At 46.8% G+C, this 20428-nt stretch carries 13 protein-coding genes; 7 read left to right on the top strand and 6 right to left on the bottom strand.

The genetic code is table 11. The features are described from left to right. Positions 1–192 precede the first annotated feature (192 nt). A complete protein-coding gene (locus ACLWMH_RS04645) occupies positions 193–315 on the top strand; it encodes a hypothetical protein (protein ID WP_411915613.1) in 123 nt (40 codons plus the stop codon). Between the two features lie 270 nt (positions 316–585). Here the strand turns inward: ACLWMH_RS04645 and ACLWMH_RS04640 are convergent, their stop codons facing one another. The 6 genes from ACLWMH_RS04640 to ACLWMH_RS04615 all read right to left on the bottom strand — a co-directional run bounded on the left by ACLWMH_RS04640 (position 586) and on the right by ACLWMH_RS04615 (position 10487). Beyond that, a complete protein-coding gene (locus ACLWMH_RS04640; protein ID WP_411915575.1) occupies positions 586–2031 on the bottom strand; it encodes a leucine-rich repeat domain-containing protein in 1446 nt (481 codons plus the stop codon). A gap of 50 nt (positions 2032–2081) precedes the next feature. Then, a complete protein-coding gene (locus ACLWMH_RS04635; RefSeq protein ID WP_411915574.1) occupies positions 2082–2672 on the bottom strand; it encodes a hypothetical protein in 591 nt (196 codons plus the stop codon). A 563-nt stretch (positions 2673–3235) separates the two neighbouring features. Continuing rightward, a complete protein-coding gene (locus ACLWMH_RS04630; RefSeq protein ID WP_411915573.1) occupies positions 3236–5242 on the bottom strand; it encodes an InlB B-repeat-containing protein in 2007 nt (668 codons plus the stop codon). A gap of 152 nt (positions 5243–5394) precedes the next feature. Continuing rightward, positions 5395–6993: a T9SS type A sorting domain-containing protein gene (locus ACLWMH_RS04625; protein ID WP_411915572.1), complete on the bottom strand. Its 1599-nt coding sequence runs from the start codon at positions 6991–6993 to the stop codon at positions 5395–5397. 785 nt (positions 6994–7778) lie between these two features. Beyond that, complete coding sequence (locus ACLWMH_RS04620) at positions 7779–10124, bottom strand: leucine-rich repeat domain-containing protein (protein WP_411915571.1); 2346 nt, start codon at positions 10122–10124, stop codon at positions 7779–7781. Positions 10125–10325: 201 nt separating this feature from the next. Next, positions 10326–10487 carry a hypothetical protein gene (locus ACLWMH_RS04615; RefSeq protein ID WP_411915570.1) on the bottom strand — a complete coding sequence of 54 codons (162 nt, stop codon included), beginning with the start codon at positions 10485–10487 and terminating at the stop codon, positions 10326–10328. 797 nt (positions 10488–11284) lie between these two features. Here ACLWMH_RS04615 and ACLWMH_RS04610 point away from each other — a divergent pair. From ACLWMH_RS04610 to recO, 6 genes are all read left to right on the top strand, one after another. Next, positions 11285–12664, top strand: a complete 1380-nt coding sequence (locus tag ACLWMH_RS04610) for an autotransporter outer membrane beta-barrel domain-containing protein (protein WP_411915569.1) — start codon at positions 11285–11287, stop codon at positions 12662–12664. 45 nt (positions 12665–12709) lie between these two features. Beyond that, complete coding sequence (locus tag ACLWMH_RS04605; RefSeq protein WP_411915568.1) at positions 12710–13819, top strand: imelysin family protein; 1110 nt, start codon at positions 12710–12712, stop codon at positions 13817–13819. Positions 13820–14319: 500 nt separating this feature from the next. Next, positions 14320–15699, top strand: coding sequence for a di-heme oxidoreductase family protein (locus tag ACLWMH_RS04600; protein WP_411915567.1), 1380 nt, complete (start codon positions 14320–14322; stop codon positions 15697–15699). A gap of 40 nt (positions 15700–15739) precedes the next feature. Then, the gene (locus ACLWMH_RS04595) at positions 15740–18022 is read left to right on the top strand and encodes a cytochrome c biogenesis protein CcsA (RefSeq protein ID WP_411915566.1); all 2283 of its coding nucleotides are present in this window, start codon (positions 15740–15742) and stop codon (positions 18020–18022) included. Positions 18023–18280: 258 nt separating this feature from the next. Beyond that, positions 18281–19288, top strand: a complete 1008-nt coding sequence (locus tag ACLWMH_RS04590; protein ID WP_411915565.1) for a YqiA/YcfP family alpha/beta fold hydrolase — start codon at positions 18281–18283, stop codon at positions 19286–19288. Between the two features lie 15 nt (positions 19289–19303). Further along, positions 19304–20038: a DNA repair protein RecO gene (recO, locus tag ACLWMH_RS04585; RefSeq protein WP_411915564.1), complete on the top strand. Its 735-nt coding sequence runs from the start codon at positions 19304–19306 to the stop codon at positions 20036–20038. Positions 20039–20428: the final 390 nt, after the last annotated feature.

The following is a 20428-nucleotide window of genomic DNA, read 5'->3' as shown; positions in this document are numbered from 1 at the left end:
CGTTTAGTACTACTGTAATAATATTCTTTCTGGGTGCTAAGTTAGTCATAAAAAAATTAAACTACTAAATCTTGGGCGAATTTTCTTTTTCATCACATCCTTTCCTTATAATTCCCTGAGACTTAGAAGAGGTGATTTTAGCCTATATATTTGCTGTCTGAAAGGTATTATTCAAATCAAACAGAGTGATTTATGGAAGCAAATGGCAATGACAACTACGTGCTGGTCTTAGAGGATCGCACCGAGGTAAAGAACCAGCAAGAAGCAGGACAGCTCACCACCGTTTCGGGTACTGATGATAAGGGAAACCTTTAAACCACCGAAGCAAGCTCTGCTTTCTCTGCAGACGAGAACGGTAGCATCGGCTTTGCAATCCACTCCAGGCACAAAGAGCCACAAGCAAGGGAAATGCAAGTAGCGGTATGCCTCTATCTCAATAATGGGATGGATGTCACTTGGCTCCACTGGCATTACCATCGTGCAGTCTTAATGGGGTCGGGATTGCTGCAAAGAGGGAATGATATAAAGTGGGAAAGACAAGTCTCGAAGCCAACAACTTGCGGCTATACATCGGTATTATGCCGCCTACATCCATATTTTACGAATTGTGTGGCCGATGCGGACGATATAGCTGCCTGTGGACGGCATTGGGATGGAATGGGAGGAGGAAAGGCTTCCTTGCGCTATCAGCGTCCCATCTATGGCATAAACAGCATACGAAACAGGAGAGGAAAGGCTTTCTGTTACCTCAATGACCAGTCGGCCCTCTCTTCCATAGATCTTGTACTTCCCGGCATGGTCCACCTGAGGGGGCTCTATCCCTGTAGGGAGCTTATCCGTCTCTATGATATTGGTAAAGTAACGCCAACCGAAAGCCTGACGGTACTTCTCGCCCGAACCTATGGGGACATATACAGGTATGTCGTTGGGGGTGAAGCTATGAAAAGGTCCTTCTCCGGGATTGATTCCCATGGGATGTTCTGTACAAACAGGAGGAGTGGATGAAAGAGAGTAAATCTTTTGTAGGGAAGTCAAGTCCTCAAAAGCTCCGCCCTCAATGTATTTTACAGTAGATGGAAAGACAATGGAATCCAACGCACAGTAACTAAAGGCATCACATCCGATCCAAATCAAATTCGGTGGAAGTGCTGTCTTAAGTTTATAACACCATTGAAATGCGTTGCGATCAATTTTAGTTACAAACTTCGGGATTGCTACTTCTTCCAACTCTGAGCACAAACTGCATAGTCGTTTGGGGGTTTCTAAGAGTCCTTCCGGTAAAACTACTCTCTTTAGTCTCTTGTTGTCAGAGAATGCTGCAACCCCTATTCTTTTTACGCTGTTTGGCAAGACAATCTCCGTAAGATCTGTAGCATATATGGCGGAGAATCCGATACTGTCCAAGCCATCGGGGAAGTTCATCTCTTTCACCTTTGCGTAATAGAAGGCAAGTTGATCGATCGTTTTGAGCGAGGAGGGGAGAACAATTTTTTGAAGACTATCGCACCATTGAAAGCATCTGACCGGGATTTCCGTAACTCCTTCCGGTATTATTAGAGGATTCACTGCGAGCCATTTATTATCTTCAAAACTACTTTCTCCCAGCTTTCTCAATGAAGAGGGGATATTGATAGTCCTTAATGTCAATCCTAAAAATGCACAGAACCCGAACTCCGTAATATCATCGGGAAGAATAATGCGGCGAATATCCAAATAATGCCCTGCAGAGTACCACCCCCAATCGACAAAGCCGGAATCAGGAATCTTGTTGTGCTCAATTTGTGCATGTTGCAAATTGACAATCCGCATAGAACCCTCTTTTGCACATCGAACGATGGTCTTAAAGTCGGCAGCATTGATAGGTCCATGCACGACCAATGAGTCTATCGTGTTCCACTTGTCGCCCAGTACTTGCTCCAACTGCCCGTAGTCGCTCACCCTCGCATCATAGAAACTGACTTGTCCCCATGCCTTTTGAGAGAAAAAGAGGGCAAAGGTCAAACATATGACCAAAAGATAGCTTCTCTTCATGTCATTTCAAGGTGTTATTTTATAGTAAGCGTACATTTCCAAATTGTAATTTACTGAAATATTTCTTTTGGACTGCTCGGCTGTGTGCTGAAATTACCATTTGTCTGTAGTATTAATTCATAAGTCAATTTTTCATCATGTAATGATACGGGAGAATCTTTCGAATAAGATTCGTCAGCAACAAATCCTCCTAATTGTTCATTAGGCATGGTCTTATTAGGATTCCATCCTCTTCCTCCATAGAAAAATACTTGATAATTTCCATTGGGAATACTGAATGAATAGGAATCTCCGGCTTCTATATAAGCATTTCGTACGATCACTCCACCTGATTTTAATATTACTACCACATCACAATTTGAATTGCTTGAAGTAATAACTGATATTTCTGACCCCTTACCCGAGTGGAATGACTCATTTGAGTAAACTAAAGAGCCTGTACTGAGATGATTACTTATGTAGGGATCGCTTTCAATATCGGCATCCTCATCATAGGGATTTGAACCGCTGCTAAGTGCATTATCGATGTATGAATCGTCCAAAGAATCAATGTAATAGCTATTCTCGTTGTTCTTTTGGGAATTACAAGATGCACACAACAGACATATTGCTAATGACAAAACTAATGATGTGGATTTCATATTATATGGGATTTGATTTTTTTTTTTTTACGATTTCTTTTTGGAATATAAGTTTCACTGCTATTGATATAGTACCGGCCGCCTTGGCTACCTGTATGGATAGGGGGATCAGAGGAGTAGGTTGAAGAATTATGTGCACGAGACCCCGGGGCGCCTGTGTACGGATTTACATCTGACCGAGTAGGGGTACACGAAGTCTGTGTCGTACTTGTAGCGTATAACTTTGGCACAAAAGACTGAGCAAAAACGGGCATCAGGCAAGATGCGATAAGGTCGAAGATTGCAATATGCTTTTCCATTTTGCTTATTTTATTAAGTCTTATGCTACAAAGATAAATAATCCGGTTTTAAATATTTGGATAAAAGTTACTGGCGGAAATTTGAGGGAATCGGATAAATGTGAGTAGGTACGTATAAGGGAGGGGCAGTGCATTGGCACCAAAGTAGGCGGCCCTTTTACATAAAAACGCTGCGAGTGAATGCCACCCGCAGCGTCCTTTGTGCATCAGTTGTGCTCAGTACCTCCACGGCGCATCTACTGCACCGTGGGTAGTGTTATTTGGTTATCGTTGGATGAGGAGGCGTTGCGCATCGTCACCCACGTGGAGCAGATAGATGCCTTCCGCATAGCCGGATAGGTCGATCTGCAACGTGCCATCGGCATCGGTGCGGGCTTCGTACCGCAGTGCGCCATTTGCGTCGTAGAGGCGTACCAAGGCATCCGCCTTTGCGCCCTTTACGTTGACGTATGCACTTGCCGGATTCGGATAGAGGCGCAGCGTGCCGGTTTTTACCACCTCCGCAACGGTCTTCTTCGTAAAGGTCGCCTTCACTTCTGTAGCCGCTGTAACAGTGAACTTCTTAGTGGCAAGGATATCGGTACCGTTTGCGGTAAGTGCTGTCAGCTCGTATCCGTCTGCCGGTGTCGCTACAATAGTCAGCTCCGTACCATACGCTACTACATTTAGGTTATCCGCACCGGTGGCTTTGAGCATTCCTTCGCCCTCCTTCGTGAGCGTAACGGCATAGGTACCCTGAGTAAAGATCGCCTTCACTTCGGTAGCCTCCTCCACAACAACCTTTTTGGAGGCAAGGATATCCTTTTCGTTAGCAGTGAGTGCCACAAGCTTGTACCCCTCTGCAGGTGTTGCTTCAATAGTCAGCTCGGTACCATACGCTACCGCATTTAGGTTATCCGCACCGGTAGCGGTGAGCGTTCCTTCGCCCTCCTTCTTGAGGGTGACTGCGAATGTGTATGCATCTGCACCTTCATAGCTTTCTTTTTCTGTAGGATCTTTAGCAAGATTTATTGTCATCACTTGCCAGTTCTTCGCTTTAGCAGTGGCAACATGTGATTTAAGGCAACGGTTGCCCTCCGGTTGAGGTATTTGTACAACAACGAGTTCACCTGCAGCCCTTGACGAGCGGTTGGGGAGGTCGTTGATCAACCGAGTCATCTCATCGCCTTTGATTTGATTGCCATAGCATATTAGTTTTGACAAACTGCTGTTTTTGGACACATCTAGGCCGGTCAGTTTATTGTTGTTACATTCGAGAGAGGTCAAATCGGCACTCTTAGAAATATTCAAACTTGTTAGCATATTCTCTGAGCACCAAATCTTAGTCAGTTCGGTGTTTTGGGAAAGATCCAACGTAGTTAGTTTATTCTTAGAGCAGTTGAGATAGGCCAAGAACTCATTCTTGGATAGCTCCAATGCAGTCAGTGCATTTTCTTGGCAGTAAAGCGTCATTAAGTCAGCATTCTTGGTAAGATCCAATACCGTCAATTGATTTTGAAAGCATTCAAGCTCCCATAAGCCGTTGTTGTTGGATAGATCCAGAGTAGTCAGTTTATTCTGGTTGCAGTATAGCCATCTCAATGCAGTGTTTTTGGATAGATCCAATGTGGTTAGCTGGTTATTGTAGCAGTAAAGTGATTCCAAAAGAGTGTTAGCGGATAGCTCTAATTGGGTCAGTTTATTGTCGTTGCAGTAGATTTTTGTCAACGAGGTATTTTTGGATAGATCCAGTGTGGACAATTGATTCTTGGAGCAGTAAAGCTCTTTCAATGGGCTGTTTTTGGAGAGGTCCAAAGAGGATAATTGATTTTCTGAGCAGCGTAGATAGGTCAATGCTGTGTTTTGGGATAGATCCAGTTCAGTCAGTTGATTCGTAAAGCACCATAGTGTTTTCAACGCAGTACTTTTCGTTACATCCAAGTTTGTCAGCTGATTCTTAGAGCAGCTAAGCGATGTCAATGAGGTGCAGCCTGATACGTTTAGTTCGGTCAGTTGGCTATTGGAGCAATTAAGATCGGTTACATTGCCTCGTATGGTAATTGACTGACTATTAGTCCAGTAAAAGTTACCATAGGAGTCTTTTTCAGCTCCTTCAACAGTAAAACTGCCATCAGCAACGATAGTCAGGAAAATCTTTTCGCCTACCTTTTTAGTGGTGGTCATCGTGATGATACCTTCTCCCGCAGAGCCGGATCCCTGTCCTAATGCCGGCATACCTGCTGAAAGCATGCCGAGGAAGAGGAATAGGTAAATGCGTACTTGTTTTGTCATTTTTAATACCAATTATAAAGTTGTTTGATTGTCTTTTTCTACTAGGGGCGTCACGTGGCACTTACTACTTGCTATAGCAAGGAAGTGAATGCTCTGCTCCTCACACACAAAGCTTGTCTTGATGCACTATCAATTTTGTCGTCCATTCTCATTTATTCCCGAATGAGGAGGCGTTGCGCATCGTCTCCCACGCGGAGCAGATAGGTGCCTTCCGCATAGCCGGATAGGTCAATCTGTAGTGTGCCATTGGCATCGGTGTGCGCTTCGTATCGCAGCGTGCCATTTGCGTCGTAGAGACGTACTAAGGCATTCGCCTTTGTTGTCCTTATGTTGACGTATGTGCTTGCCGGATTCGGATAGAGGCGCAGCGTGCCGGCTTCTACCACCTCCGCAGCAGTCTCCTTTGTAAAGGTTGCTTTCACTTCGGTATCTGCCTTTACGATGAATTTCTTCGTTGCGAGGATATCCGAGTCGTTGGCGGTGAGGGCAGTAAGCTCATATCCTTTTGCCGGGGTAGCTAAGACAACGAGCTCTGTACCGGACTCTACAGCATTAAGGTTGGCAGCTCCGAATATCTCTATCGTCCCTTCTCCCTCTTGAGTGAACGTTACGGTACAAGAAGGCTCTGCCCCTTCGTAATTCTCCGCTTCGGAAGGATCTTCTGCAAGATTTAACTTCATGGTTTGCCAATTCTTCTTCTTAGCAATGGCCACATCCGACTTGAGGCACCAATTACCATCAGGGGTGGGCACTTGTATGACAAGGAAGTTACCGGCCTCCTCTCCGGTAAGGTCGGGTAGGCTTTTGACTAATCGGGTCATCTCTTCTCCTTTTATTTGATTGTCGTAGCACCATAACTCATTCAAGGCAGTATTCTTGGATAGTTCCAATGTAGTCAGTTGATTGCTGTAGCAATAGAGAATGTTCAGTGCGGCACATCCCGATACATTTAGGCTCGTTAATTGGTTTTTCTCGCATTCAAGACTTATCAGTGCAGTGCAACTTGATACATCTAAAGTGATCAGTTGATTTTGCCAACATGAAAGCATTGCCAGTGCAGTGCAGTCTGAAGCGCTAAAGGTCGTTAGTTGATTGTTGTAGCATTCAAGCATTGTTAGTGCAGCACAGCCCGACACATCCAAGCTTGTTAGTTGATTGGTGTAGCATTCAAGAGTAGTCAGTGCTGCGCATCCGGATAAGTGTAATGTCTTGAGTTGATTCTCTTCGCATTCAAGTGTAGTCAGTGCAGTGCAACCCGATACATCCAAATTCGTTAGTCGATTATTCTCGCATCCAAGTGTGGTCAGTGCGGTGCAGCCCGATATATTCAACTCTGTTAGTTCATTTTGCCCACATGTGAGGTCTGTTAATGCCGTATTATGGGATAGATCCAACGTAGTCAGTTGATTGAGAAAGCATTCAAGTGTGGTCAGCGTGGTACAGCCCGATACATCCAAGTTTGTCAATTTATTCTTAGAGCAGCCCAGTGCGGTTACATTGCCGCGGATGATAATCTTCTGAGCAGTGAGCGTGTAGCTCTTGTCGCCTGATTGTGGTTGTTCTTTAACCCCCTCAATGGAGACAGCGCCTTCAGCCGTAATACTCAATTCAATCGTTTCGCCGATATTTTTAGCGGAGGTCAGCGTGATGATGCCTTCGCCTACAGAGCCGGATTTCTGTCCTAATACCTGCACAGCAACTGAAAGCATGCCGAGGAAAAGGAAGAGAGAAATGTATACCTTTCGTTTCATTGCTTTGTATCTATTTTAGAATATGTTATGTATTATCTCAAAGGAGATAGGGGACTCTTTTCGGAGAGGCTGTAAAGTCTCCCGAAGGTTGGTGTGCATAGAAGTAACTACGCCCATCGCTTTAGTTTCGCATCGAGTGACGGCTGCTCGTAGCGCGTTATTTAGGAACATACTAAAACAAATCTGCTTCTCAATGAGCAAATATAAATAATAATTATGAATCGGGGGTTAAAAACATAGAGTTCATACTTTTTCAAAGTAAAAGATATAATGAATTGAGAGGTTATGTGGTGCGCTTTACAATAAATATTTACAGATATAAGGTGGAATAAAAAGGGTAGTCGCGCTGCAAGAGATTGCTACAGAGCACGCATCAAGCGGCAGATCGGCTCTCTTAGGCAAGGTGCTCTTTTAGGTGCTAAGGATTATTACCCTTGAGACGTTGCGTAGGAAATAGGGGAAAATAAAGTCTTCGTAAGAAATAAATCGTACTACTAAGGAAAATCAATATGGACTCCTCAGACTACCGCTAACGCTGCTTCCTTCTGACCTCTAAGCTCTTCCCTTCGACCAACAATAGTAAGGGGGACGAGGGTAGGCAAAAATGTTTTACTGTGCATAGCCGGTAGTGCCTGATTGTGAAATCCCTGATGTAGTGCCTTTCCCACTATGTTAAAAAAAGAGAAGGACGCTGCGAGTGAATGCCACCCGCAGCGTCCTTTGTGCATCAGTTGTGCTCAGTACCTCCACGGCGCATCTACTGCACCGTGGGTAGTGTTATTTGGTTATCTCTGTATGAGGAGGCATTGTGTGGCGTCACCTATGCGGAGCAGATAGGTGCCTTCCGCATAGCCGGATAGGTTGATCCGCAACGTGCCGTCGGCATCGGTGCGGGCTTCGTACCGCAGTGCGCCATTGGCGTCGTAGAGGCGTACCAAGGCATCTGCCTTTGCGCCCTTCATGTTGATATATGCGCTTGCCGGATTGGGGTAGAGGCGCAGCGTGCCGGCTTCTACTACCTCCGCAGCAGTCTTCTTCGTAAAGGTTGCCTTTACTTCGGTAGCCGCTGTTACAACGAACTTCTTTGTGGCGAGGATATCCGTGCCGTTGGCGGTGAGTGCTTTTAGCTCGTATCCGTCAGCCGGTGTAGCTTCAATCGTCAGCTCGGTACCTTCCGAAACAGCGTTAAGGTCAGCGGCTCCGGTAGCAGTGATCGTTCCTTCCCCTTCCTTAGTGAGCGTAACGGCATAAGGAATAGGCTCTTCACCCTCGTAGTCAACATACTCTTGGGTATCGATTTTGTACTTTTGGGTATTCCAGTTCTTTCTCTTAGCAATAGCCACATCTGATTTTAAGCAGCGGTTGCTTTCAGCGTCGCTTTGTACCACAACAATTTTCCCGGCGGCCCTTCCGGTACGGTCGGGCAGGCTGTTCACCAAGCGGGTCATCTCTTCGCCTTTAATTTGATTGCTGAAGCAGACGAGCTCGGTCAGTGCAGTGTTCTGGGATACATCCAATGCCGTCAGCAGATTGTTGTAGCAGTAAAGTGCTGTCAACGCGGTATTCTTGGGTACATCCAACGCGGTCAGCTGATTGCTCCAACAAATAAGATATGTCAATTTGGTATTCTTGGATACATCCAATGCCGTCAGCTGATTGTGGGAGCAATCTAGGCTTGTCAAAGCAGTATTCTTGGATACATCCAATGTGGTCAGCTGATTCTTACTGCAGTCAAGCGTTGTCAAGGCGGTATTCTTTGATACATCCAACGTGGTCAGCTGATTGTTGGAGCAGTAAAGTTCTGTCAACGCAGTGTTTTTTGATGCATCCAACGCTTTCAGTTGATTGTCAGAGCAGTAAAGGAAGGTTACATCTCCGGTGATGGTTACGGTTTGCGATGTGAGTGTATAGGTTACATATTTCCCGCTCTTTGGTGTACCGGTAGCACCGCTCAACGTAGGCGTGTCACCCGAATAATTCATATAGAGCGATATCACCTCCCCAACCGCTTTGGCGGTGGTGAAGGACATAATGTAAGGACTTAGCTCTTCACCCTCGTAGGAAACAAACTTTTTGGTATCGGAGTTGTACTTTAGCGTATTCCAGGTCTTACCCTTGGCAATAGCGACATCGGATTTAAGGCAAATATTGCCCTCAAGGCCAGGTTCTCGCACCACAGTAAATGAACCGGCATCCTTTCCGGTACGGTCGGGCAGGCTGTTCACCAAGCGGGTCATTTCTTCGCCTTTAATTTGATTGTTGAAGCAGGTAAGCACTGTCAACGCAGTATTCTGGGATACATCCAATGCCGTCAGCTGATTGTTGTAGCAGTAAAGTGCTGTCAACGCGGTGTTTTGGGATACATCCAGTGCCGTCAGCTGATTGTAGGAGCAAGTTAGGCTTGTCAAAGCAGTATTCTTGGATACATCCAACGCAGTCAGCTGATTTTTTGAACAAAAAAGATATTTCAATTTGGTATTCTTGGATACATCTAATGCCTTCAGCGGATTCTTTCTGCAGTCAAGCCTTGTCAAGGCCGTATTTTTTGATACATCCAACGTGGTCAGCTGATTATAAGAGCAGGAAAGCCATTTCAACGCAGTATTCTGGGATACATCCAATGCGGTCAGCTGATTCTTACTGCAGTCAAGCGTTGTCAAGGCCGTATTCTTTGATACATCCAACGTGGTCAGCTGATTGTCATTGCAGAGAAGCACTGTTACATCGCCCCGGATGGTTACGGTTTGCGATGTGAGCGTATAGGAGATCGTTTTCCCGCTCTTGGGTGTACCGGTAGCACCGCTCAGCGTGGGCGCGGCACCCGAATATTTCATAAAGAGCGATATCTTCTTCCCAACCTTCTTTGCAGTGGTGAAGGAAATCACGTTTGTTGAGCCGCCGCGTAGCACGCCGGAGGGCGCTGCCGTAGCGACCGTGGGTAGGATAGCACTACCTGCCGTTAGGTTAGTAGTTTGGGCCCCGGCTTGGGATTGTGTCATATCATTAGAGGCTTGCGGAAAGCCGATGGGATTCCATTGCTCCATTTCCGTGCGGAAAGAGCGATTGGCTGCGCCGGAGAGCGTAATCACGCTGACTAATAGGGCGCACATGAATAATAATCTTTTTTTCATGACAGTTAATTGTTGCTTGTATATCGGGCTTCTGCACTGGCAGTGTAGCCGCGAGAGGAGTTTATCTGTTATTCTGTTTGTTGTTTACTTTCTATTTTATGCCATCAGTGCCATAATATTCCGAATTTCTGTAACGGTTACTTTAGGCATTTGTGCTGTGTATTAAATGTTTTTCTGTTATTGACGTATAAGTTATTTCCATCAAAGTAATGTGGGGCAAAAGGGTGTGGCTATGTCGTAGGGAGCGGCATTCCGATAGAGAAAAGCGGAATGCCGGCTATCGCCCTCACTGCTCTTTGGGGTAGTAAGGTCTGCTTGCCGATACGATGCGGTGCCGTAAAAGGCGTTACCCTGCGCGTTCATTATTACTTTTTTTATTTGAGGCGTACCGCCTCGCTGCCTGTCGCTTGGTAGGGACAGAGCGGGCTTGCGCCCCGATCCCCTCTCCCCTGCATAGCGATTTGCGTTGCAAATGTAAACTTTTATTGCTAGATAAAAAAATGAAAATTTATAGGTGGTAATGTTTACTATGTGAAGCATAGTAGGGTAGTTGCTTGGCATATAGACAGAGCCGATGAGCCTCCCTCTCGCCATGCTAATTTAGGTCGCCTCAGGCACTCTCTACATCTTGTGTGTATTGGTGACGCTCACAGCTTAAATCGAATTCTGTATACAATAGGGAGAGTGTAGGGAGGGAGTGCTTTTTATGCAATCTCTGTATCCCATCTAGTAGGTCTCTCACTTTTCTTGTTTTGCGGAAGGTGTATGTCACCTTGCTCCCATACAAAGATAGGTAGTTAAGGAAGTGGATGATGTTGCCTTTTAAATGTTACGGTAAACAGCATGCGGATAGAAGTATCCCTCGGAAAGCTAACGAGTGGTGGCAGTCGCTGCCGTGTAATAATGTTTCGGTATGCCATAGTTACTTAATTGATGCGTTTTTTATCCTGCTGAGTGCTTTTTCTGACTCTTTACGATATGAAAGTACTATCCCACCCATAGTCGGTGGGGTTGTTTTAGACTCAGAATACCTATTATTCGGTATAAATGAACTCTCGTTTGTACCAAATGTAGGTATTAGCTTGCATGGAATCGGATACTAATTTTGCAGACGAAAAAGGGGGAGTGGCCGCCAAGGCACCCCGGAAAGGAAGAATAATATGTACCGAAAGAAGCTAATTGCACTATTGCTGGTGCTACCTTTTGCCTTTTCAGCAAAGGCGCAGAACCAATCTGCCGATGAACAGGCAAAGACTCCGCATTGCTCAGAAGCGTGCCACAGCACACCTACGCCATCGACTACTGACGCTGTGAGCAGCGCTACGCCACAAAAGAGTTTTACCCGTTCGCTCTTAGATCGCATCAGCCTGAGTGGCTATGGAACGGTTAATTATCATAACTATCTCCAGTACGATACAGACCTTTATATGAAAGATAAACTCTCTTTTGAGCGGTTTGTAATGTACCTGGATTTGCGTCTTACCAAGTGGATGACGCTAAAGACGGAATTTGAGTACGAATATGGAGGCTCGGGAGCTACGATGGAATTCGACTCCCAAGAGGAAGCAGGTGAATACGAGATCGAAGTAGAGCAGGGCGGTGAAGCTAAAATGGAGAAATGCTTCATCGAATTAGCATTGGACCCGCGGATTAATGTGCGTGTAGGTCAGCTTAAGTTGCATATCGGGCTGGGGCAAACGTTGGATCACCCCACGCAATACTTTACGGTTCTTCGTCCCGAGATGGAGAATACTATGCTCCCGATGGGTTGGTACGAGCCGGGTATACAGCTATTTGGCGGTTTCTTTAATAATCGCCTTCGTTACGAGCTCTCTCTCTCAGGCGGCTTGGATGCGTCGGGCTTCAGCAGTCGCAATTGGATTAAGCGTGGTCATCAAACACGTTTTGAGCAATCTGTTGCCGAGGCTTTGGCAGTGAGTGGTCGCATAGATTGGCATTTTGCACCGGAAAGAGACAACTTTTTTGGTATGAGTGCCTACTGGAACAATACCACTCCTAACCGTCCGAAGCGGGATATGGATGATGTGAAGGGCAATCTATTCCTAATGGAGGGTCATTTCTCCTATAATCGCGGTCCCTTGCGCTTCAACGCTTCATCGGTATGGGGTATTCTTCAGCACTCCGATCTCATCAGCCAGCGCAACCGCAATCTATCGAATGCATTGGGGGTAAAGCGTACGCCGGTGGGTCATCAGGCATTGGGTTTTGCCGCAGAAATAGGATACAATGTGCTTTCTTTCGCCCCACGTATTCAGAAACATAAGCTCTATCCCTTCTTGCGATACGACTTCTACGATACTATGTGGCGCACGGAAGGTGTGATCGTTAAGCAGCCGCGTCAGCAGCGAAATACCATAACTGCCGGGCTTAACTGGCAGGTGGCCGACTATCTCATTGTGAAGGCAGAGTATCAGGATCGTATCCTGGGCTCCGAGCATTTCGATCGTGTGACCAGCGAACCGCAAGGACGCAAGCAGCGCGAGCGGACATTCTCCCTCAGTATGGGCTTTGTCTATTAAACAGAAGGTATCACTAAATGAACAAAAGAATTAAGTAACAATATTATGAAACTAAAACTTATCTCATTAGCAGCTGCCGCTGCGGTATGCGTCTTGGCAGCTTCCTGCCAACAGGAGCCGAAGAAGAGTGAAGACACACGTAATGCACTCACGGTAGAAGTACTGAAAAACGTTTCCAACAACGTGATTATGGCTACCTACATTGATCTGGAAAAGCTTGCCAGCGAGCACCTGAAGGCGATTAAGACTTTTCGTGCTACCCCCAACGATGCCAATCTGAAGGCCGTTAAGGATACATGGCGTGCCGCTCGTGTAGCTTGGGAACAGAGCGAAGCTTTCCTCTTTGGTCCTACCGACCAACAGGGTTTGGACCCCGCTATGGACTCGTGGCCCGTTGATCAGGTTGAAATGGACGCTATGCTCAAGGGTACCGATCCTATTACCGCCGAAACAATTGCAGCCAACAACGATACGCGCGGCTTCCACCTGCTTGAGTATATCATTTGGGGTGAGAGTGGCAACAAAGCTATTGCAGACTTTACTCCACGCGAATTGGAAATGATGGTTGCTGCCGGTGAAGACCTGCACAACAATACCGCTACCCTGAAAACCGAGTGGAGCACTTTCGTATTCGGGCTTATCAATGCCGGTATGGAGGGCAATGGCAAGTATCCTTCTACCCGTAGTGGTATTCAGGAGCTTGTGGAAGGTATGTCATCCATCTCTAACGAAGTGGCCAACGACAAGATCGACGAACCATTGAACGGTAAGGGCGATGGAAAGGATGGTCAGCCCCACCCCGACCTTGAAGAGTCTCGCTTTAGCCACAACTCAAAGACGGACTATGTCAACAATATTGAGAGTATCTACAATATCTACACGGGTAGTTATAAGAGCCACTCCGGAAAGGGTGTTTCCGATATACTTATTTCACTCGGAAAGAAAGAGCTAAACGAAAAAACCATCAAAGCCATTAAGGCTTCACAAGCTGCTATAAACGCGATCCCCGGTACCTTTACCGATGCTATCAAGATCGATAATCCCGAAGGACGTAAAGCTGTTGCTGCTGCACGTGATGCTGCCGCTGAACTGAGCACTATCCTTGAAAAAGAAGTGCTTCCCGCTATTGTCAATGCGCCTGCTGACAAAATCTAATAAAGCATACGCATAACCCACATTGTCGGCTATCTCGGAGCGCAAAGTCGCTCCGGGATAGACGTACCTATTTATACGGCACTCTGCCCGATAAGGGTACTTCATACTTTGGCTATATGCCGTAAAGCGGAGTAGGAGAGCCGAACGGCGTTCTTTTCCTTTCTAATCCGACTGTTTGAAACCGGGGAGATTTGACTGTAATCCTTTACTGCAAGGACCCGATTATTCATGAGGAATCGAATTTTTCTTCGGCTTCAAACAGACGGTACTACGGTATCAAATGAAATTTACCCTATAGGGTTTCTGTGAAAAGGCTATAGGGTTTTCGGAAAAAGGCTGTAGGGTTTTTCCTATTTGGTTCTGAAGAAAAATCTCTTTGTATGGGACTAAGGATCGACTTGTATGGGACCAATGATTTGAGAGATCGCTATTTAAAGTGAGTTAGGATGGGGAAGATAGTGTATTTGAAAGAGAACAATTGATGAAGTATAGAAAAGGAAATGAAACACAAGTTATTATTGCTTTTGGCAGTGGCAGGTCTGGTAACCGCCTGCTCGCCTGATAAGCCGCGTGAGGAGGACCCTTACGATATCGGTTTGCACAGCTATGCAGGAGGAAAGAATGGTACCACTCTTTATGTGGGTAGTCAGGCGTATGGACAGGCAATTGGTGGACTGACCGATGAGGAAGCACGCCTCTTTGACCACGGGGATAAGATATTTGAGCAGACATTTGTTCCCGAAGGACCCGTCTTCTATGGCTTGGGGCCGCTTTACAACAATACAAGCTGCTCCGCTTGTCACCCTCGCGAAGGACGTGCTAAGTTCCCCGCCAACCTAAATGACATCAGCGGCTTCTTCCTTCGTACCAGCATTGGCAACGATCCTGTAACCGGACCTATTGCCACGCCTCAGTTCAGCGGTCAGCTGCAGCAAATGGCAGTGCGTGGTCACCAAAAAGAGGTACAATTTGCTGTTCGTTACGAAGAGCAAAAGGAGGTATTCCCCGATGGAACGGTAGTCGTTTTGCGTAAGCCGATCTACTCCGTTTACGATACCTATCTTCCCTTCCCATCCAACGCAATGACATCACCACGTCTGGGGATGCCTGTGTATGGGTTAGGACTCTTGGAATGTATCCCCGACGAGCAAATTCTCGCCTATGCAGACCCCTATGACCGTGACGGCGACAAAATATCCGGACGGCCGAACTTCTCGATAGAGCAGAAAACCGGTAAGCGACTCCTCGGGCGCTTCGGTTGGAAGGCTAATACCGCTACGCTGCTTGACCAGTGTGCTGATGCCTTTACCAATGATATGGGTATCACGCATTACATCCATCCGGTAGACTTATCCTACGGACAGCCTAACGGTGAAAAGGACAATACTAAGCCGGTCGAACTGAGCGATTACGATTTGGATGCCGTTGTCTTCTACGCACGTACGCTAGCAGTACCCGCTCCTCGCGGTCTTGAGCGTAAAGAGGTGAAGGAGGGTGCACGCCACTTTATTGACTTGGGGTGCTCTAAGTGTCACGTTCCATCAATGAAAACGGGTGAAAACAAGTACTGTAAAGCACTTTCTAACCAGACTATCTACGCATACACCGATATGCTGATTCACGATATGGGTGAAGGACTCGCTGATGACCGTCCCGACTTCCTTGCTAATGGTAACGAGTGGAAAACTCGTCCTTTGTGGGGAATTGGTCTCACGGAAACGGTGAACGGATACTTCAACTTCCTGCACGATGGTCGCGCCAAGAGCTACGAGGAAGCTATCCTCTGGCACGGAGGCGAAGCGGAGACCGTAAAAGAAAAGTATAAAGCCTTGCCAAAAGCTGAGCGCGATAAGGTTATTGCTTTCCTGAAGGCCCTTTAATGCGGCTTTACTTTTACAATATATTTATTCAATGTGGGGGATGTCCGCTTTGGGCATCCCTACACTTACTTATTTAGCCTTGAAACTATCTATTTCTAAAATCCGTCGCATCGGGCAGATAGCTACTTTTGTATTGCTCGCACTTTTAATGATCCTTATGGGTTATGCCACAGTTGTAGAGACTCGCTCCGGGCAACTCGTTGCGGCTACCTATATATATGGCACGCCTTGGTTCGCCATTCTTTGGGCATTGTGTGCTGTAGGAATTATTCTTTCTTTCCTCCCTTTTAAGCGAAAGAGCCCAGCTACCATAATGCATGCCGCCATGGTATTGATCGCCATAGGCGCATTAGCTACCGCAATGACAGCACGAAGTGGCGGACTAACCCTCGAACGCGGTAAAACGTATTACTCTTGCACCGATAAATCCCACCAGCCGATGGAGCTGGGTTTTTCCATTCGCTTGGATAGTGCCTCGACGCGCTTTTATCCACTTAGTACAACTCCCATGGACTGGGTGGCACACATTACTACCCAACAGGCGGACGAGGCTCCGCATCAATCTGTGCTTTCAATGAATCAAATAGCGCATGTAAAGGGCGTCCGCATCTTTCTGCAGGGAACGGATCACGAAGGGCAACATATTTACGCTACCTTCTCTCGTGACAGAGTCGGCACACCGCTTGTCTATTCGGGCTTCGTGCTGTTCCTTTTGGCTATGATTGCCCTGCTGTGTGACAAACGAGGCGGCTTCCGTCGCCGAATCGCCCTCCTTGGGCGTACTGCTCCTATGCTGATGCTCTTTCTTATAGTATCGCCCTGTGCTTCCGCTGAAGGGATGGTTGCTCCGGTAGTTTCACAAAAAGAGGCAAAGGCACTCTGCGAATTGCCGATGCATTACAAAGGGCGCATTGCTCCGGTTGCTGTGTTGGCAGGAGACTTTGCGCTACGCACAACCGGCACACTCCGACCAGAAGGAATTGATTACCGCCAATATTTGTGGCAGTGGGTTTATCGTTTTGATCATATGAAATCGTTACCCGTAATCCGAGTTAAGGAGGCTCCGCTGAGAAAATACCTCGGACTTACCGGTAAGCGGGTTGCGCTGACCGACCTTTTTGATCGCTCCAAGGGATATCGCCTCCAGCCGCTCCTTGAAGCCTACGACCGCGGTGAACGAAACAAACTTCTCTCCGCAGCGGTTTCGCTGCACGAAGCAGTGGAAATGTGCTTCCACCTGCATACCGGTGAGCTGCTGACGCTATTCCCTTTTGAGGAAAGCCACGATAAATTCATTTGGCGTGCACCACGAGATGCTCGCCCCGAAGCGATGAGCGATTTGGATGCCGCCTTTACGGAGCAAGCACTGGAAATACTCCGTGAAAGTCTCGCTGATGAGCCGAAAGCGCTTGATATTATTAGCAAAATAGGAGCATATCAGCGGCTCCAAACCGATAACCGGCTTCCTTCTGTCTCAAAGCTCCGTGCCGAAAGCCTTTACACAGGCTTCGACTTTCTACCCTGGGCAGCGCGTTGTGCCGTAATGCTTGGCTTCCTTGCCTCACTCTTTGCGGTAATTGCCCTCATCAAAGGAAAAAAGGTGCTGTGGCTTGCTCCTGCTGCCCGCACATTACTGGGGCTTTTTCTTGCCGTAATCCTCGTTGTAGTGCTGTGGCGCACCTATATTATAGGGTGCATTCCCATGGCAAGCGGATACGAAACGATGCTTTTGCTCGCCTTGCTACTCACTGCCGTGGCTTTGATTTTTAGCTTTCGTGAGCCACTTCTTGCATCGTTCGGTTTGCTTATGGGAGGCTTTGCGGTAATGGTAGCCACATTCAGTCAGATGAATCCGCAGATTGCTTCGCTGATGCCCGTGCTTCATTCGCCACTCTTGTCATTGCACGTTAGTTTGGCGATGGCTTCTTACGCACTCTTTGCCCTTGCCGTCCTGCCTTCGCTTGCCATGCTTTTGGCAGCACCTTTCGCCCACAAGCTACCGCATTATGAAAACGTATCGCTCCGAGCTCGACTGCTTGCCGAGGTGATTCTTTATCCCGCTCTGCTACTCCTTGCTGCAGCTATTGCCATTGGCTCTGTATGGGCGAATGTAAGCTGGGGTGCCTATTGGAGCTGGGACCCAAAGGAGGTGTGGGCTCTGATTGCTTTTGTGGTCTATGCGGCACTATTGCATGCACCGATTGTTCGCTTCTTGAACCGTCCGTTAGGCTTTCACGCAGCGCAACTCTTTGCATTCCTCGTACTTCTCTTTACCTACTTGGGCGTAAATATGTGGCTCGGCGGAATGCATGCCTACGCCTAAAGCATGAGTCTTTGGGCGGTTATGGATTGGTAATATTAGGATTAAGCGAGAAGTAGGAAAAGCCTTTTTATCTTATTCGGGAAAGATATTTATACTCCCTTATTGACATTTCCCTCACTGTACATTGCGAAAATCTCATTCGATTGACTGGAAACTTTGTTTCAAGAAAAATGAGTGAATCTCTTTGTGAGTTAGTGCAATATGATGTACCTTTACCGCAAAGCAATTTTCTGCCGTAGAGAAGGCACTTAAGAGGTAATGGAGAATAATTATCAAAAGCAATACCCCGACTTGATGCGGGGAAAGAAAATAATGTATGTGCATGGGTTCGGCTCATCAGCCGCCAGTGGCACTGTGGTACGTATGAGGGAGATGCTGCCTTCGGCACAAGTGATAGCGGAGGATATACCGGTTGATCCCGAAGAGGGGTTGAACGTGCTGCGTGCAATGGCAGAGAGTGAGCGTCCACACCTTATAATAGGCACTTCAATGGGGGGGATGTATGCAGAGCAGCTTTACGGCTTTGATCGTATTCTCATTAATCCTGCTTTTCGTATTGCAGACACTATGGGTGCACATGGTCTAACCGGTAAACAAACATTCCTCAATCCGCGTAAAGACGGGGTGCAGGAATTCTTGGTGACAAAGGCGATGGTAAAGAAATACCGCACCGTGCAGGAGGGTTGCTTTGCTCATAGTACGGATGAAGAGGAGCAGAAACACGTTTGGGGACTTTTTGGTGATGAGGATCAGCTCGTACATACTTTCCCTCTCTTCTCTGAGCATTATCGTAAAGCTATATGGTTTCACGGTGAGCATCGTATGAATGATGAGGTATTCCTCAATAGTGTTATCCCGGTAATTCGTTGGATAGATGACCAGCAGGAGCAGCGCAAGCGCCAAGTAATCTACATTGACGTCGAAGCACTTAGCGATGAGTCGGGTCAGGAACGCTCCTCTATGCGGAAGGCTTTCCGACGCTTGCTTGAGTCGTACGAGATATATTTTGTTGCCTCTTCTCCTAATTATGATACTGCTTTGTATGAGCATGTATTGTCGTGGCTTAAAATGCATATCGGGGTACCGGCCTATAATCATGTGATCTTTACCCCCCAACCACAACTCCTTTTGGGCGACTTCTTTATTACCCCACAAGAGAAGTCCCTCCTACCTGCTTTTATGGGTACAGTGGTAACATTCGGAAGCCCAACCTTCAAAACGTGGGAGGATATAGCTACCTACTTTGAGCGGATGGGCGCCTTCTAAGATACGCTTTGGCCTATGCAGATCAAAAGCCATGGTATAGTACTCACCGAGACCCCTTATAACGATCGTTTCTCCATTGTGCATATCCTTACTCCGAAGGAGGGATGTGTATCGTACATGTTACCACTCTCTACGGCTAACAAGAGTGCAGCGCGTAATTTAAAGCGTATTCTGTATCCACTGAGTGAAGTACATATCGTAGCAGAGCATCGCAGCGGTCGTTCTTTGCAGCGACTCATAGAGGCGAGTCCGGCTCCCTTACGGCTTAGTATATTGATGCAGCCGGAGAAGCGTAGTATAGCCCTATTTCTGGCTGATTTACTACACCTTGTATTGATGAAGCAAACAGATGAAGTGCTCTATGCTTTCCTGTCTAATGCTTTAGATGAGCTGGAGGGTGCAAGCAAAGGGGTAGAGAATTTTCACATCGCTTTTCTCGTGTCGTTATTGCGAGTTGTGGGGATAGCACCTGACCGGGAGTCGTTGGGCGGTACGGATAGAGCGTGGTTTAGCCTTCAGGAGGCTGCTTTTGTCCCTCAGCCATATAGCGATACCGACATTCCCCCTCAGGATGCTGGCCACATCGTTACGCTGCTTCGTATAAATTACCGCAATATGCACTTGTATCGCTATACCGCAATACAGCGAAGACGCATTGTTGCTGCTTTACTTGATTTCATGCGCTTTCACTGGATTGCCTTTCCCTCTCTCAAGAGCACGGAGGTGTTGAGTGCACTGTATCGGTCGTAGGTAATGCTCCTCTCTCTCTACCTTTTTTGTCTTTAGAGGGAATGGAGCTATTAGCCCTCCATCCAAAAAGGTAATGCCGTCTTCTCTGTCGGATAGCTTATACGCTCAGTGGTTCAACAAAAGTATCGCAACATGAAAAGGGGGCATCTCTTCTAATAAAGAGTAAATATCTGTTGCTCGGTAGAATATAAAGCAGAGAGAGGGTATTAGAATGATGAATATTTGAATAAATAAGCGTATCTTTGCAAACGTAAGGTTTTTCTATATCCTTCATGGTGAGTTGCGGACACAACACAAGGGAATCCTTGGGAGCATTGCCACGGAAGGAAGTAGCAGACTGAACGGACGGTGGAGGTGACCATGCGCAAGCGGTTTCCTCTTTTTTGTAGA

It is taken from the genome of Porphyromonas miyakawae (assembly GCF_045865415.1).
GTDB classification, from domain to species: domain Bacteria; phylum Bacteroidota; class Bacteroidia; order Bacteroidales; family Porphyromonadaceae; genus Porphyromonas; species Porphyromonas miyakawae.
This window is presented reverse-complemented; position numbering and strand designations above follow the sequence as displayed.